The sequence below is a fragment of the Bacillus cereus group sp. BfR-BA-01309 genome, assembly GCF_022664315.1.
Lineage (GTDB): Bacteria > Bacillota > Bacilli > Bacillales > Bacillaceae_G > Bacillus_A > Bacillus_A mobilis.
The window spans coordinates 49872-66572 of record NZ_JAKUHE010000007.1; the positions used below are offsets into that span (position 1 = coordinate 49872).

Genomic DNA, 16701 nt, shown 5'->3' on the forward strand with positions numbered 1-16701 from the left:
GTATGTCATATTGAATGCCCATACATTCCTGAAAACCTTGATTTTTTTATGAAAAACCAAAAAAATATCAACATATTTGTCGATACATGTTGTATAATCTTGCGTGGGAAGCTATCATATAAATGTATAAAACGTTTACTAATATAAGCGAAGGGAAGAATAGCATGTCACATTCAATCGAACAACTTTCTATCAACACGATTCGCACATTATCCATCGATGCGATTGAAAAAGCAAACTCTGGTCACCCAGGAATGCCAATGGGTGCAGCACCAATGGCTTATACATTATGGACTCAATTTATGAAACACAATCCAAATAACCCAACGTGGTTTAACCGTGATCGTTTCGTATTATCTGCAGGTCATGGTTCAATGTTATTATACAGCCTACTTCACCTATCTGGTTATGATCTAACAATGGATGACTTAAAGAACTTCCGTCAATGGGGAAGCAAAACTCCAGGACATCCTGAATACGGTCATACAGCAGGTGTAGACGCAACTACTGGTCCACTTGGACAAGGTATTGCAACTGCTGTAGGTATGGCAATGGCTGAAAGACATTTAGCGGCTAAATATAACCGTGATGCGTATAATGTAGTAGATCATCATACATACGCTATTTGTGGTGATGGAGATTTAATGGAAGGCGTTTCTGCTGAAGCATCTTCATTAGCTGCTCATTTACAATTAGGTCGTCTTGTTGTGCTTTACGATTCAAATGATATTTCATTAGATGGCGATTTAAATCGTTCATTCTCTGAAAGTGTAGAAGATCGTTACAAAGCATACGGATGGCAAGTAATCCGTGTTGAGGATGGAAACGATATTGAAGCTATCGCGAAAGCAATTGAAGAAGCGAAAGCTGACGAAAAACGCCCAACGCTAATTGAAGTAAGAACGACAATTGGTTTCGGTTCTCCAAACAAATCAGGAAAATCAGCTTCACATGGTTCTCCACTTGGTGTAGACGAAACAAAATTAACGAAAGAAGCATATGCTTGGACTGCTGAGCAAGACTTCCATGTAGCAGAAGAAGTATATGACAACTTCCGTAAAACTGTACAAGATGTTGGTGAAACTGCGCAAGCAGCGTGGAACACGATGCTAGGTGAATATGCACAAGCATACCCAGAATTAGCAAACGAATTACAAGCGGCAATGAATGGTCTTCTTCCAGAAGGTTGGGAGCAAAACTTACCAACTTATGAATTAGGATCAAAAGCAGCAACTCGTAATTCTTCAGGTGCTGTAATTAATGCAATTGCAGAGTCTGTACCATCATTCTTCGGTGGATCTGCTGACCTTGCTGGTTCTAACAAAACATACATGAATAACGAAAAAGACTTTACAAGAGATGATTACAGCGGAAAAAACATTTGGTACGGTGTACGTGAGTTCGCAATGGGTGCAGCAATGAACGGTATTGCACTACATGGCGGTTTAAAAACTTACGGTGGTACGTTCTTCGTATTCTCTGACTACTTACGCCCAGCAATTCGTCTTGCAGCATTAATGCAATTGCCAGTAACGTATGTATTCACACACGACAGTATCGCTGTTGGTGAAGATGGTCCAACACATGAACCAATCGAGCAATTAGCAGCGCTACGTGCAATGCCAAATGTATCTGTTATTCGTCCAGCTGATGGTAACGAATCTGTTGCAGCTTGGAGACTAGCTCTAGAATCTACAAACAAACCAACTGCTTTAGTATTAACTCGTCAAGACCTTCCAACATTAGAAGGTGCAAAAGACGATACGTATGAAAAAGTAGCAAAAGGTGCATATGTAGTTTCTGCGAGCAAGAAAGAAACAGCTGATGTAATCTTACTTGCAACTGGATCTGAAGTAAGTCTAGCTGTTGAAGCACAAAAAGCTCTAGCAGTAGACGGCGTTGATGCAGCTGTTGTCAGCATGCCATCTATGGATCGTTTTGAAGCTCAAACTGCTGAGTACAAAGAATCTGTATTACCAAAAGCAGTAACAAAACGTTTCGCAATCGAAATGGGTGCTACATTCGGATGGCACCGTTACGTAGGTCTTGACGGAGATGTGTTAGGTATCGATACATTCGGTGCTTCTGCTCCTGGTGAGAAGATTATGGAAGAGTATGGATTTACTGTAGAGAACGTTGTTCGTAAAGTAAAAGAAATGCTTTAATGATTTTAGAAAAATCTCTCCGGCATGGAGAGGTTTTTCTATGTAAATGAGTTTTTTCGACAGAAAAAGTTTTTTATCTCTCCGCAGTCAGACAATCATTGCAAAATTTCTTCTATATAATGAAGGGAAAAGGTTGTCCAGATTGGGAGGCAAAAGATGAAAACGTATGAATTGTATTTAATTCAAGAGGATATTGCGAAAGCTTACTTTGGTCGTGAATATTTGTTTTTTGATTTATTTGCTCGATTTTCAGAATCTGGGTCCCTTTCGGAGAAAAAAGTGTTATACAAACAAATGATGTATATAACGAGGCCATTACAAGTAATGAAAATTCATCATAAATTAGAACAAGCTTTGCGTGTTCTTGGTAAATATGATCGAACACTCCATACACATACACTTTATACAGGGGCGGAATACGGCGAAATAATGGTGAAACCGCACTATATTCGGATGAATACCTCTGGAAACGTTTCTATGGAAACGACTTTCTTTGAGGTGTTGAGAAAGTGTGAATTAACATTTTTAGCTATGGATTATGAAAATACAAAGTACGGATGGCTGAATCCTCTAAAACAAGTACGAACATATGTGTAAAAAATGTCGAATTGTATCTTGTCTTATTGAAAAGGTTTTAGTACACTGTAAGGTAGACAACATGAAGGAGGAAAATATATGCCAATTTGGTTAGGTATTCTAGTGGGCGTAGTAGCACTAGTAGCAGGCGTGGCGTTAGGATTTTTCATTGCCCGCAAATACATGATGAACTACTTAGAAAAAAATCCACCAATTAATGAACAAATGTTAAAAATGATGATGATGCAAATGGGACAAAAACCTTCCCAAAAGAAAATCAATCAAATGATGAGCGCGATGAGCAAGCAACAAACAAAATAAGCGCTAAAGGGCACTCGATAAGAGTGCCCTTTCTTATTGGACTTTTAAAGTGTTTAAAACTTTTAAAAATTCTGCATCTTTGGTAAACTGAAAACATCGCTCATTTTAAGGGAGGAGGAGAAGAATGAAGGTATTTATTAATTTAGCTTGGTTTTTTAAACAAGAAAAACGAGCGTACATAATCGGAATTATTATGTTATTTGGTGTCGCGCTTCTTGAACTTGTAGCCCCGAAAGTACTAGGTATTGTAGTAGATGAAATTAATAATGGAACATTAACATCTGAGAAGTTGTTGAAGTGGGTTGTTTTGTTAGTAGTTGTAGGGATTACTATGTACATATTACGTTATTTATGGCGTATTATGATTTTTGGATCTTCGTTAAAACTAGCTCGTCAATTACGAAAGAATTTATATGAACATTTTACAAAGATGAGCCCATCTTTTTATCAATCACGTCGTACGGGTGATTTGATGGCGCATGCGACCAATGATATTCAGGCGATTCAACAAACTGCTGGATCGGGCGTTTTAACACTGGTTGACTCATTAGCGGTTGGGGGATGTGTACTCGTAGCGATGGGTTTTACAATTAGTTGGAAGTTAACATTGTTAAGCTTAATTCCAATGCCGATTGTAGCGATTTCGACAAATTATTATGGAACGTTATTACATAAAAGGTTTCATAAAGCGCAGCAATCGTTTTCGGAAATCAATGATAAAGTGCAAGAGAGTATGAGTGGGATGAAGGTAATTCGATCACTTGGACAAGAGAAAGAAGATTTACAAGCATTCCGAAAAAAGTCAGAAGATGTTGTACATAAAAATATGTTAGTCGCACGTATTGATTCGTTGTTCGATCCGACAATCTCACTTATCGTTGGATTTTCTTTTTTAATTGCAGTGTGTTACGGATCAGTATTAGTTGTGAGAGGGGAACTAACTGTAGGTGATCTCGTTACGTTTACAACGTATTTAGGTACCCTCGTTTGGCCAATGTTAGCCTTTGGATGGTTGTTTAATATTATGGAGCGTGGGCGTGCTTCGTATGACCGTGTAGAAAAAATTCTCTCTCAAAAATCAGATGTAGTAAATAGAGAAGATGCCGTGCATACAATAGCGAGTGGTGATGTTACATTTGCGGTTGGTTCATTTTCCTATAAGAAAAATGAACTGTTACAGCTAGAAGATGTTCATTTTGATTTAAAGAAGGGTGAAACATTAGGAGTTGTCGGACGTACAGGTGCAGGGAAAACGACTTTATTAAAATGTCTAATTCGGGAGTATGATCATTTTAATGGTGGATTAAAAGTTGGGGAGCGGGATATTCGCGATGTAACACTTTACGGTGTCCGTTCTGCCATTTCATACGTGCCGCAAGATCATTTTTTATTTTCAGCGAGTATTGGGGAAAATATTGCCTTCGGAAAGGCGGATGCTACATATAATGAAATTACCCGAGCGGCAGAGATTGCTTGTATTCATGATGATATCCTCCAATTTTCAGAAGGGTATGAAACAGTAGTAGGAGAAAGAGGTGTTTCGTTATCTGGAGGCCAAAAACAGAGGATTTCTATTGCGCGTGCTTTATTAACAAATGCAGAAATTTTAATTTTAGATGATTGTTTATCAGCAGTAGATGCAAAAACAGAAGAAACGATTTTAAATGCATTAAAGAGGGAAAGAGCAGGGAAAACGACGATTATTACTGCTCATCGTTTAAGTGCAATTCAACATGCTAATCTTATACTTGTTGTGGATGAAGGTAGAATTGTGCAACGAGGTACACATGAGCAATTAATGGAAGAAAACGGTTGGTATAAAGAGATGTATGAGAGCCAGCAGTTAGAAGCATTAGTTGAGAAAGGAGGCGTATGATGACTGAGAAGAAGCAGAGTGATTTAAGTAGATTGCTTTCTTATATGAAGCCATATAAGGGGTTGCTATCTTTAGCATTTATCTTTTTAGTTGGTGCAACAGTAACTGAAATGATGGGTCCTTTTTTAATTAAACAATTTCTTGATGAACATTTAGTACCACGAAACTTTGATCAATCGGCACTTGTTACTCTATTTGTTGTATATCTAATTGCTCACTTATTAAAAGTATTATTTACTTATTTAGACTTATTGTATTTTCAAAATATCGCTTTTAAAATTGTTCAAGATATGCGTGTTGAGGTATATGATCATGTTCAAAAGTTATCATTAAGTTTCTTTGATCGTACGCCGATTGGTACGCTCGTATCGCGCATAACGAATGATACGGAAGCAATTAAAGACTTTTATGTCAGTGTATTATCCACATTTGTCAAAAATGTAGTCTTTTTAATAGGTATTTTAGTAGCAATGTTTTTATTAAATGTAAAACTTGCTCTACTTTCTCTCGTATTAATTCCGATCATGTTTGGAATTATGGTGCTATATCGCCGAAAAAGTGCAGCTTTTTATTTAGAAGTGCGTAATCAATTGAGCGTGTTAAATGCAAAGTTAAATGAGTCTATTCAAGGAATGAATATTGTTCAAGTGTTCAGACAAGAAAAGCGTATGAGAAAAGAGTTTGAAGAAGTGAATAATAAACATTATAGTGCAGGGCGACGGACGTTAAAGTTAGACGCATTACTTTTACGCCCAGCAACGGATTTAGTTCATATTATAGCAATTGCGTTAGTACTTGGTTTATTTGGAATTGATGCGCTGAAGAGTCCTGTTGAAGTAGGGGTTCTATATGCGTTTGTTAACTATATACATCGTTTCTTCCAGCCTGTAAACGAGATGATGATGAAATTATCATTTTTCCAACAGGCACTTGTTTCATCATCACGTGTATTTCATTTAATGGATGAGAAAGATTTAGCGCCAGTTCAAAAAGGGGATGGAAATCCTCAAGTTGTTAATGGAGAAATTGAATTTAAAAATGTTACTTTTTCGTATGATGGAAAACGTGATGTTTTAAAAAATGTATCTTTTCAAGTGAAACAAGGGCAAACGGTTGCTTTCGTTGGGCACACTGGTAGCGGAAAAAGTACCATTATGAATTTATTAATGCGATTTTATAATATTAAGTCCGGAAATATTGTAATAGATGGTGTGGATTTAGAGGGGTTTGAAGAACGAGAGATTAGAAAGAAAATAGGACTCGTATTGCAAGATGCATTTTTATTTGCGGGAAATGTAAAACAAAATATTCGTATGTACAATGAAGAAATTACGGATGAAGAAGTAAAAGAAGCGGCACAATTTGTGCAAGCCAATACGTTTATTGAAAAATTACCAGAGCAGTATGAAACAGAAGTAGTAGAAAGAGGAGTTGCATTTTCTAGTGGTCAACGCCAATTAATTGCTTTTGCTAGAACGATAGCAACGAATCCGAAAGTATTAGTATTAGATGAAGCAACAGCTAATATTGATACAGAAACAGAAGATGCAATTCAAACAGCATTACAGCAAATGAGAAAAGGGAGAACGACGATAGCCATTGCGCACAGATTATCTACAATTCAAGATGCGGATCAAATCTTTGTTATGCATGATGGAGAAATAGTAGAAAGAGGTACACATCAAGAATTACTGAGTGAACAAGGGTTGTATTATAATATGTATTTACTCCAAAATAAAGGAAGCTTACAAAAGGCCTTGTAATTACAAGGCCTTTTACTTTTTTTTTATAAAATATGTTTGCTCTCTATGTCTATAGTATAAACGTCGTGACCCTTTAATAAAGTTGTACATATTGTATGTATACGAAATGAAAAAAATTGATAGGAGCTTTTATATGCAAGATAGATCTAGTTCAAATATTACGTTTATCGATGTGTCTCATTGGGAAGGGAATATTGATTGGAATGCAGTGAAGGGGTCCGGTATTTCAGCGGCGTATGCAAAAGCGACAGAAGGTGTGAATAATCTTGATCCTACTTTGGTTCAAAATGTACAATCAGCGCGAAATGCGAATGTATTAATCGGTGCATACCATTTTGCACATCCAGAACTAAATGATGCAATTTCAGAAGCGAAACATTTTGTAAACATATTACAAAGCAATCAGACAGACTTAATGCCAGTTCTAGATTTAGAATCACCGGTAGATCCGAGTAATAGTAATTTAACTGGTACTGCTATATCTAATTGGGCAAGAAGTTTCATAAATTATGTGAAACAGGCTACTGGAAAAGATGTTATGTTATATACAGGAGTTTGGTATATTAATGAGTTCGGAATTAGCGGGTTAAGTGATATACCACTTTGGATTTCCAGATATTCTAGTACGCCGCCTGCTGATGCTGGCGGATGGACGGAGTGGACAGCGTGGCAATACACAGATTCAGGACAAATTTCAGGTGTAGGAGGAAATTGTGACGTATCAGCAGCTGTTTCATTAGAAGCTTTGCAGGGGAATGGAACAAATGGTGGTGGAAATGTTTCCCCGCCTAGTACTGCTACTGCAGTCTACGGCGTTGCTGTAATTAATGGCGATAATGTAAATTTACGGAGTGGACCATCTTTACAATCTAGTGTAATCCGCCAGCTAAATAGAGGAGAATCGTATGAAGTTTTGAACGAACAAGGTAGCTGGCTTGCTTTAGGTGGAAATGAATGGATATACTATGATCCAAGTTACATTCAGTATAAACATTATGTGGCGACTATTACTGGTGATAACGTGAATCTGCGGGATGCTCCATCAATAAATGGAAATGTTATAAGACAGTTACATCATGGTGAGGCTTATAGAGTATGGTGTAAGCAAGATGGATGGCTTGGTTTAGGTGGAAATGGCTGGATATACTATGATCCAAGTTATATTCAGTATGGTGTACAATAAAATGCACGTAAAAGGTATCTCGCCTGAGATGCCTTTTATTCAGCTATTTGAGGGCAAGCTGAAACGATCAGTAGGGCATGGGGAATACAGTCTCGCTTCATTAAAAATATGTAATTTTTACAAAGTGTATATTGAAAGCATAGTATAATATAATGGATGTTTATAAAAATAAATGAAAATGAAATGAAGGAGTAAAAATATGGATTATGTGCTAATAGGTGTGATTTTATTATTATTAGCTGTAGCATTCATTCTGTTCTATAAAAATAAACAGCTAGAATCAGAGAGTCAGCAAGTAGAGTTTGAAAAGAAACAAGCAATTGAAACGTATGAAACTGAAATTGCAGCTACGGTTACAGAGCATAAAGAACAACAAAATACATTGAAAAGTATGGAACAGAAGAAATACAATGATTTACAAATAAGTGCAGCTAGAGAACTTGAAAATATGCGTATGATGAAAAATCAATTAGCTGTGCAACATAGTAAAGAACGTAGTGAAGTGCAAGAAAAGCATAGTAACGAAATACATATGTTTCAACAATTAATTGCAAATTTGCGAGAGTATACGAAAAATGGAGCTGAAGTGAATACACACGAAACATTACATTATATGAAGCGAGGCTTTGTAGACCAAGGCATAATACTAGATAATGAATTTCATATTATGCCGAATGTTTTTATTAGAAATCAGCACGGCGGAAATGATTTTCGAATTCATCATCTTGTTTTAAGTAAAACGGGCATGTATCTACTTGAGACGAAAGAATGGACAGGTAAATTAATTCATGGCTTAACGAAAGACAATGCTAGTATTTATTCATTTATGATTGATGAAATTGGCAAGTATCAACAAGAGGAAGAGAAAGAAGAGACGTTTGAATGCATAACAGGTGAAGAGTCATTAACGATACAAGTGAAAAATGAAGGGAATCCAGTATATAGAGCGAAGAAACTATCTCATATTCTATACAATTGTTTGAAAGAAATCCAAGTTGATATTGTAAAGGAAAACGTAAAACCGATTGTATATTTTTATAATGAGAGTGGGAAAGAAGTGCTAGATCTTTCTGAAGAAAAAACGCCGAGATTAAAAGATAGAGAGCAAATTGTAACGTTCTTCAGAAATGAGATTTTAACAGGAAAAGTAATATATACAGATCAAGAGTTAGAAAAGCTCCGAGAAATCATTAACCGGATGAATTATAAAATGAATTAAAAAGAGATGGGATTTCTGAGTGCTATATTAAGGGGTATTTTTTATGTTTATGTTTGTTATTGATTCGGTTCATATGTCAGTAAGTGTAAAAAGTATGTTTGTAGTAGTCATGCCATTTGCTATATTAGTTGTGATTCAAAAGTTCGTCTTACGTACGTCTATAAATCGTAATACAGAAAAGAAGCAAATGCTAGGTGTAATGATAGTAGGATGTATTCTATTGTTGGTGTGCACTGCACAATTAAGTATGAATACATACACCTCAAAGTTTAATCAAGATCGGTGGTTACATGCTGAAGAAAAACGGGTACATATGGTAGATGATCTAATGCGAAAATATAAATTAGCAGGGAAATCAAATGAAGAAATTACACAATTATTAGGAACGCCTACTGAAACAAGAAATGGAGAAAACGGGTTTATCACTTCGTACTATCTTGGAACTGAACGTGGTTTTATTTCTATAGATAGTGAACATCTTGTTTTACAATTTGATAAAGATGGTAAAGTTTTGAAATATAAGGTACAGAGAGATTAAATAAATTTAGAAGCTATATGTTATAGCTTCTTTTTTATTTTTCAATATGTTACGGAAGGGAGAGAAGGGTTTTGAAGGGAATAAGGAATGAAAGCGGAGGTGAGGCATATATATAGATGCATTGGGTTGTTTTTTATCGTGCATAAACGGGAAACCCGATTATAATCAGTGCGGAGTGGACTAAACCTTTACTGATTAAACTTTCACTTTATCATATTGTATAAATGAAGAGGAGGTAAGACGGTGAAAGCTATACCGACTGATGTCCTAAGTAAAGAACTGATGGAACGAGAAGGGGTTATATCTATTACAGTCAAGGAATTTGAAAAGATAGAAGTAGCTGGAGTAGTAGTCGCTGGTCCTGCGGTTATTTTGATTAATCAAGATTAAGTACATAGTATCAATCTAGACAAGTATGAAAGCATCCGTTCAGGGTGCTTTTGAAGTTTTCAATGATTATGACACTAGTTTTTGCTGGATGTATGTTATGGATGGAATAAAAATAATATAGCAAACTAATATGTTTTACGAATGAATTATGTAAGTAATTCATATTTCCCATATAAAAGCATTTGCTTTAATATAATGAGTGTAAAGTTCGAGTATTCGAAGTGCTACTTGAATTATATCCCTATCCCTTTTCTAAAAATGCGAACAAGTTTTGCCCTATTCTATTCAATAATTAATTGCATAGAAATATATTGTTCGATGACCATTATGGAACGTACATAATGGGAAAATCCCGATCCTTAAAGAGGATGCCCCTAATCTTCATGTGAAAATATGATCGGATAAGAAAGCTGACCAATTTATGGTCGGCTTTCTTTTTGTTCAAAAGTTATTTCTTCTTTAATTTCTGTTTGCAATAGTAAAGCTTTTCCGAAACGACGTTTACATTCCGCACGTACTTTTTCAATGGCTAGTAGCTGAGTAGTGGCGGGAACTGTTACGATAGCTTGGCGCGGTTTTCGATTTTCTTCACAAAAGACACATTCCACAACATATTTAGAAATCATATTTTCATCCTTCCGTTTTTAATTTCTAAGAAGGGATTGTCTATGAAGTTGATGTAAACTTTCGTCATTGTTTTACTATTTTCCTCTTTTTTCAAGGGGAAAATAAAAAGGAAGACGAATTGTAGTAGGGGAGGGATGTATATGGAAAGATGGGTAGGTTGTGCGGCAGTATGTGTAAACGAAAGAAATGAAGTTTTAATGGTGTTGCAAGGGAAAAAGGGTGAAGAAAAAAGGTGGTCTGTCCCAAGTGGCGGGCTTGAAAAGGGAGAAACACTAGAAGAATGTTGTATTCGAGAAGTTTGGGAAGAAACAGGTTACAATGTGGAAGTTGTAAGTAAAATATATGAAAAAGAAGGTATTACATACGGGGTTCCTGTGTATGTTCATTATTACTTTGTAAAAAAAATAGGCGGTAGTATGAAGATCCAAGATCCTGATGAATTAATATATGAAATTGCATGGAAGAGGATAGATGAAATAAAGGAATTAACGCTTTCTTTCCCGGAGGATTATGATATCTTAAATAAATATATAAATAAAAAAGCGAGTGTTTAAACACTTGCTTTTTTAATGTATCCACGATAAGAAAAGCGGAACGATAACTAAACTAGCTCCCGCTGTTAAAAGCATAGATAAACTTGCAATCGTTCCTTCTACAGGACCGATTTCGAATGCTTTTGATGTACCGGTTCCATTTGCACTCGTGCCTAACATAATGCCTTTTGCGAGTGCTGTTTTAATACGACATATGCGTATGAGAGAAGGACCGAGCAGTGCCCCTGTTAACGCAGTTAAAACAACAAATACGGCCGTTAATTGTGACATACCACCAATCATTTCTGAAATAGCCATTGCAATTGGTGTCGTTACAATATGAGGTGCTAAACTATGTTCTAACGATGAATCAATTTGAAAATAATTTGCTAGTAGTGCTGAAGTAATAACTGATAAAAACGAGCCGACAATGACGTTAAGTAAGATGGCTATTCCATGTTTCTTGAGTAAGTCAAAGTATTTATAGATTGGCCATGCAAAAGCAACTGTTGCAGGCTTTAATAATTCTGTTAACCATTGCCCACCTGTTTCATATGTTTCATAAGGTGTGTCTAGTCCGAGTAATAACGCAATTAAAATAATAGGACAGACGAGAAGAGGAGAAAGTAAGCTCCAATTCCAGCGTTGATACATTTTCTTCGATATCCAATATGTGAATAGTGTTAATAGTAAACAAAGAAAGCCGATCATTGTGTTGATCCTTTCCGCTTTAGTAGCAATTCTGTTAAGAGTCCTGTAACTAAGGTAACGCAAAGAGTACTAATCATAATAATTAAAATGAGATCGATTCCATATTGTGATAGTGTATCTTTGTAGCGTATGACAGCGACTGCAGAAGGAATAAAAAATAAAATAAGTTCTTTTAATAAAAAGTCTGCTCCGTCCTGTATCCACTCTTTTTTAACTAGGTTAAATTTTAATGAAATTAACAATAAAAAAATACCGATTATACTTCCTGGAACTGGGAGGTGTGCCTGTTTTGCAATCCATTCACCTGTCCAAGCGAAACAAAATAATAATAAGATTTGTCCGCTTAATTTCCACCATTTCATACAGTAACCACCCCTTCCTTTTTTTACATGAAAATTGTAAAAAAGAATTAACAATTTCTACTATACGTTCATTCAAAAAGTTTGTCTAATATATAAATTATATGTTATTAATATATTAGATGTATTAATCGAAAGTGAAAAGGGTGTCCAAAATGGAATTACGGCATTTGCAATATTTTGTTGTAGTGGCAGAGGAGTTACACTTTGGACGAGCAGCTGCTCGTTTACAAATGACACAACCACCGCTTAGTCAACAAATTCAGCAATTAGAAAAAGAAATGGGAGTTATGTTATTTTCAAGAACAAAGAGAAAGGTTGAATTAACAGAAGCTGGAGAAATGTTTTTAAAAGAAGTAAAAAAAGCGTTTGAACAAATTGAAAAAGCAGTAGAAATCGCACAAAGTGCCCAAAGGGGAGAAGTGGGCTCACTTTCAATTGGTTTTGTAGGTGCGGCGATATATGATATTTTACCATCTATCGTAAGGGAGTATAGAAAGAAATTTCCGAGAGTGTCTGTTGCACTACATGAACTGTCAACACCAGATCAGGTGCATGCACTTCACGATAACCGTATTGATATTGGGTTTTTACGTCCGCCAATTCCAACACAATTGCTAGAGTTAGAACCAATTCAAAGGCTTTCTTGTACGTTATGTTTACCGAAGGCACATCCACTTGCTGAAAAGGATGAAATACATATTGAAGATTTAAGAGACGAACCGTTTGTATTTATTACAAGGCCCGTATGGCCAGCGTTATACGATACAATATTATCACTTTGCCGTGACGTTGGGTTTAGTCCACATATTGTACAAGAAGCGACAGAATATCAAACAGTTATGGGACTTGTAGCGGCAGGAATTGGAATTACGGTAATACCTGTATCGGCAAATAAATTGTATAAAACAGAAGTCGTATATAAAGAGTTATATGATTCGAATTTTGTTGCAGAAATGTCAGTAGCGTACAAAAAAATGAATACTAATCCAGAACTTTTAGAGTTTTTAAAAATTTCAAGAGAGAAGAAAAGAATAGAAGTTGAGGATGAGATTAATTAATTTGTTTAAAAGTACACCTCGTTAAACACTAAAGCGGAAATGCAATAGTATTGCATTTCCGCTTTAGTTTGCTTTTTTTAGTTCTATACTAAAGAGATAAACATGTTCGTTTTCTTGTAATAGTTGGTCAATAGCATTTTTTTCCTCAAGCATTGGGATTCTTACGGTTTCTTTATTCGTTTTTATTATAGCTGTTAAAGTCGTTTTTTGATTATATTTTAATTTTATAGCAGATTGAAGAGTAGTAGATGCAGAGCTATTTATACTTGGAGGTGCTTCTTCAGGAACGAGCATGGAACTACCTTCAATATTAACATACCAATGTTTTTGCACTTGTATATATTTATCGAGTTGGGATTGAGGTGGTAAAAAAGAAAGCTTTACTTTCTTTTTTGGAAAATGTGAGGTAGCTGTATTCACAATTTCGTTTGTTTTTTTACCATTTTGATAATGATCAATTGTAGCATGTATTTCATCTTTTTCATTTTTAAGTGTAACGCTATAAAATATGCTGTTTCCTTCTTGAAAAGGGGTCATTTGTAAAATAGAAGATTGCTCTTCTGTTAATTTGTATGGCTCAACAATCGCGATCTCATTGTGTTTAAGTGGGCTACAACTTGTGAGAAATAATAAAAACAAGATTGATAGTACTTTTATACGCATGCAACCCCTCCTTTTTACAATTATATTCTTAATATGATTTTTTTACCATTTTATTTTCTAGGACTAAAGACTTAGAACAAATTCAGATTGTAGTGCGATGTTTAAAATGTCATATTTTTATACACTAGTAGTATAGAATGAGTTTGTTATGAAGTAAGGTAGGGGAAGAACATATGTCTTTATGTCAGTTAGTGAGAAAAAATATAAGAACATTTGCTGCCAAAAGGATGAAGCAATTCATGTGGGTTGCTATGAGTACTATGATTTTATTTTTTATGATATCGCTCCAATTTAATGAAGTAGTTGTTGAGGAATTAGGGACTATACTTTTATTTCAAATGTGTTTCTATACACTGTTTCTTATATTCATTTTTATATGTATTTTCACTACATATAAAATAACGTTTTCTCTTCTGCAAGTGAGGAAAGAAGAAATTAAATCTTATGTAGCAGAGAATAGGAACGCAATATGTTTATTATGTCAGGAGCAACTATTTATTTATGGAGCAGCGTTTGTTTTTGGATTAGTTAATGGGATGTTATTTTTGAAATTATTTACGATTATTTTTATGAAAATAGCAGGAATACAAGGGATAAATAGTGCGCCGATTACAATATATGCAATAGTAGTTGTTAGTATAATTATGATCGTGATCGTCTTATTATCGATGATGCAATGTTTTCGATTTGTTCAAAGTTTACAAGATAAAAATTCATTTCAATTGAAGGAAAAGGCATGAGAAATCATGCTTTTTCCTATTTTACACATAAAAATAATCATGTTACAGTGTAAAGACCTGACAAAGAATGGGAAGGAAAGGTTGTATAGAATGACAAATGAACAGTCGATTGTAAAGGTTGAGCGATTAACGAAGCGAATCGGTTCAAAGACACTTGTAGAAAATATTAGTTTCGAAGTTAAAAAAGGTGAAGTGGTTGGTTTACTCGGACCAAATGGTGCTGGAAAAACGACTTTAATGAGAATGATGGTCGGCATGATTCGTATGACAGAGGGAGAAGTTTGGATTGACGGCCAATCTGTAAAACAGCAATTTGAAAGTACTGCTTCGAAAATTGGAGCAGTAATTGAGACACCGGAATTTTATCCTTTTTTGAGCGGCTATGAAAATTTAACATATTTCGGACGAATGAATGGTAACGTGACAGAAGAACGTATCGATGAAGTAGTGAAATTGTTAGGGATGGGACAAGTAATTGACCGCAAAGTAAAAGCATATTCACTCGGCATGAGACAACGTTTAGGAATTGCTCAAGCGCTTATTCACGATCCAGATGTATTGATATTAGATGAACCAACGAATGGATTAGATCCTAGTGGAATACATGAAATGAGAATGTACATAAAGAAAATTGCACATGAACAGGGAAAAGCGGTACTTGTATCTAGTCACTTACTCTCAGAAGTTGAATTAATGTGTGACAGAGTTATCATTATTCAGCACGGAGAATATGTGGCGACGCAAAATATTCAGCATAATCAAAGCGAAGGGATGGAGACAATCCGTATACGTGTAGATGATGCGAAAAGAGCAGCAGAATTGTTAGACCAAGATGTTTTAATAAAAGGTAATGATCTACTTATTACTGTAAAAGATGAAGAAATCCCAAATGTTATTCGTACATTGCTTGAGAAAAATATTCAAGTGTATCGTGTATATGAAGAAAGAAAAACGTTAGAAGAGCAATTTTTAGAATTAACAGGGGGAAAAGATATTGTTTAATTTAGTATATAACGAACTGTATAAAATATTTAAGCGAAAGCGAACGATTATTCCCTTTGCAGTTATTGCAGTATTAATAATTGGATTAGGATGGGTTACGGTAAAGTATCTGGAACCAGAAACAAAAGGATGGAAAGCCGATTATACAGAAAGAACTGTAGAAATTGAGAAAAAGCTAGGTATGAAAAAAGAAGCTATTTTAGCAGAGCGATCTGGAGATGAGCTTGTAAAGGAATATCAGCTGAAGATGAAGTATTTGGATACAGATACAGCACCGGCAAGCAGTTCTCCGCTTTCTTTCATGAGAGATACAGGTTTTATCGTATTTCCAATATTGCTCCCATTTATCCTCGTGTATGCAAGTACAATTTTTGCGAATGAATATAGCTGGGGAACATATAAATTTTTAACGATACGACCAGCAAGTCGATTTAAAATTTTGACAGCCAAATTTTTAGCAATCGTGATATTTGCAGCATTATTGTTTATATTTAATATGATTTTCTCCACATTATGTGGGCTTGTTATTTATAAATTCCAGCAGCCTGCATGGAGCGAGTTTATTTTCCAAGACGGAAATATTATAAAACAAAATATTTTTGTAGAAGCTAGTAAGTATTATATTTTATCGTGGTTGCCGACTACTGTGTACGCAGCGTTTGCATTTATGATTTCTGTGTTAACGAGATCTAGCGGAGGCGCGATTGGTATTTCACTATTCCTTGCTTTATCAGGAAACATTGCATTACTAGCAGCAACTAGATATGATTGGGCGAAATATTTATTGCCAGCAAACACAGATTTATATAGTATTGCAAAGAATGGAAGTTTTATTGATGGAGTAACGTTCCCGTTTGCTTCATGTATGTTATTACTATATTTATTTGTATTTTTAAGCATTTCCTATACCGTATTTTTAAAACGTGATTTAACTTAATAAAAAAGGAGCCGTTAAGTATCTCTTAACAGCTCCT

Annotated in this window: 18 protein-coding genes; 14 read left to right on the forward strand and 4 right to left on the reverse strand. The window is 35.3% G+C overall.

The annotated features are described in order from the left end of the window. Window positions 1-164 precede the first annotated feature (164 nt). From tkt to MR115_RS14780, 9 genes are all read left to right on the forward strand, one after another. Window positions 165-2165, forward strand: coding sequence for a transketolase (tkt, locus tag MR115_RS14740; protein WP_000019749.1), 2001 nt, complete (start codon window positions 165-167; stop codon window positions 2163-2165). A gap of 156 nt (window positions 2166-2321) precedes the next feature. Further along, window positions 2322-2762, forward strand: a complete 441-nt coding sequence (gene sirA / locus MR115_RS14745) for a sporulation inhibitor of replication protein SirA (protein WP_061677979.1) — start codon at window positions 2322-2324, stop codon at window positions 2760-2762. Window positions 2763-2840: 78 nt separating this feature from the next. Then, complete coding sequence (locus tag MR115_RS14750; protein WP_001123316.1) at window positions 2841-3062, forward strand: YneF family protein; 222 nt, start codon at window positions 2841-2843, stop codon at window positions 3060-3062. A gap of 124 nt (window positions 3063-3186) precedes the next feature. Further along, window positions 3187-4938, forward strand: coding sequence for an ABC transporter ATP-binding protein (locus MR115_RS14755; RefSeq protein WP_242241793.1), 1752 nt, complete (start codon window positions 3187-3189; stop codon window positions 4936-4938). Beyond that, window positions 4938-6701, forward strand: a complete 1764-nt coding sequence (locus MR115_RS14760; RefSeq protein ID WP_242241794.1) for an ABC transporter ATP-binding protein — start codon at window positions 4938-4940, stop codon at window positions 6699-6701. Before MR115_RS14755 ends, MR115_RS14760 begins: the two co-directional genes overlap by 1 nt. A 133-nt stretch (window positions 6702-6834) precedes the next feature. Beyond that, window positions 6835-7884 carry a GH25 family lysozyme gene (locus MR115_RS14765; protein ID WP_242241795.1) on the forward strand — a complete coding sequence of 350 codons (1050 nt, stop codon included), beginning with the start codon at window positions 6835-6837 and terminating at the stop codon, window positions 7882-7884. Window positions 7885-8083: 199 nt separating this feature from the next. After that, window positions 8084-9103, forward strand: coding sequence for a nuclease-related domain-containing protein (locus MR115_RS14770; RefSeq protein WP_242241796.1), 1020 nt, complete (start codon window positions 8084-8086; stop codon window positions 9101-9103). 43 nt (window positions 9104-9146) lie between these two features. Continuing rightward, complete coding sequence (locus MR115_RS14775) at window positions 9147-9641, forward strand: hypothetical protein (RefSeq protein WP_242241797.1); 495 nt, start codon at window positions 9147-9149, stop codon at window positions 9639-9641. A 243-nt stretch (window positions 9642-9884) separates the two neighbouring features. Further along, window positions 9885-10031, forward strand: coding sequence for a BC1881 family protein (locus MR115_RS14780; protein WP_000644411.1), 147 nt, complete (start codon window positions 9885-9887; stop codon window positions 10029-10031). A 419-nt stretch (window positions 10032-10450) separates the two neighbouring features. Here the strand turns inward: MR115_RS14780 and MR115_RS14785 are convergent, their stop codons facing one another. Beyond that, window positions 10451-10657 carry a DUF3903 domain-containing protein gene (locus MR115_RS14785; RefSeq protein ID WP_000624203.1) on the reverse strand — a complete coding sequence of 69 codons (207 nt, stop codon included), beginning with the start codon at window positions 10655-10657 and terminating at the stop codon, window positions 10451-10453. A gap of 141 nt (window positions 10658-10798) precedes the next feature. Here MR115_RS14785 and MR115_RS14790 point away from each other — a divergent pair, with 141 nt between their 5' ends. After that, window positions 10799-11212, forward strand: coding sequence for an NUDIX hydrolase (locus MR115_RS14790; protein ID WP_242241798.1), 414 nt, complete (start codon window positions 10799-10801; stop codon window positions 11210-11212). Between the two features lie 12 nt (window positions 11213-11224). On the opposite strand, the gene MR115_RS14795 is transcribed toward MR115_RS14790, so the two are convergent. Together MR115_RS14795 and MR115_RS14800 are read right to left on the reverse strand one after the other, a co-directional pair. Beyond that, entirely contained in the window at window positions 11225-11902 is a 678-nt protein-coding gene (locus tag MR115_RS14795) for an LrgB family protein (protein WP_000578956.1), read from the reverse strand. Beyond that, the gene (locus MR115_RS14800; protein WP_000872363.1) at window positions 11899-12264 is read right to left on the reverse strand and encodes a CidA/LrgA family holin-like protein; all 366 of its coding nucleotides are present in this window, start codon (window positions 12262-12264) and stop codon (window positions 11899-11901) included. Before MR115_RS14800 ends, MR115_RS14795 begins: the two co-directional genes overlap by 4 nt. 152 nt (window positions 12265-12416) lie before the next feature. On the opposite strand from MR115_RS14800, the gene alsR reads away from it, so the two are divergent. Continuing rightward, on the forward strand, window positions 12417-13322 hold the full coding sequence (gene alsR / locus MR115_RS14805) for an acetoin biosynthesis transcriptional regulator AlsR (RefSeq protein WP_061677986.1): 906 nt from the start codon (window positions 12417-12419) through the stop codon (window positions 13320-13322). A 63-nt stretch (window positions 13323-13385) separates the two neighbouring features. On the opposite strand, the gene MR115_RS14810 is transcribed toward alsR, so the two are convergent. After that, window positions 13386-13985, reverse strand: a complete 600-nt coding sequence (locus tag MR115_RS14810; RefSeq protein ID WP_242241799.1) for a histidine kinase — start codon at window positions 13983-13985, stop codon at window positions 13386-13388. Between the two features lie 173 nt (window positions 13986-14158). Here MR115_RS14810 and MR115_RS14815 point away from each other — a divergent pair, with 173 nt between their 5' ends. From MR115_RS14815 to MR115_RS14825, 3 genes are all read left to right on the forward strand, one after another. Further along, window positions 14159-14725, forward strand: coding sequence for an ABC transporter permease (locus MR115_RS14815; RefSeq protein ID WP_242241800.1), 567 nt, complete (start codon window positions 14159-14161; stop codon window positions 14723-14725). Between the two features lie 90 nt (window positions 14726-14815). After that, window positions 14816-15727 (forward strand): ABC transporter ATP-binding protein, encoded by a 912-nt coding sequence (locus tag MR115_RS14820; RefSeq protein WP_242241801.1) that lies wholly within the window; start codon window positions 14816-14818, stop codon window positions 15725-15727. After that, window positions 15720-16664 carry an ABC transporter permease gene (locus tag MR115_RS14825; RefSeq protein ID WP_242241802.1) on the forward strand — a complete coding sequence of 315 codons (945 nt, stop codon included), beginning with the start codon at window positions 15720-15722 and terminating at the stop codon, window positions 16662-16664. Before MR115_RS14820 ends, MR115_RS14825 begins: the two co-directional genes overlap by 8 nt. The last annotated feature ends 37 nt before the right edge of the window (window positions 16665-16701 follow it).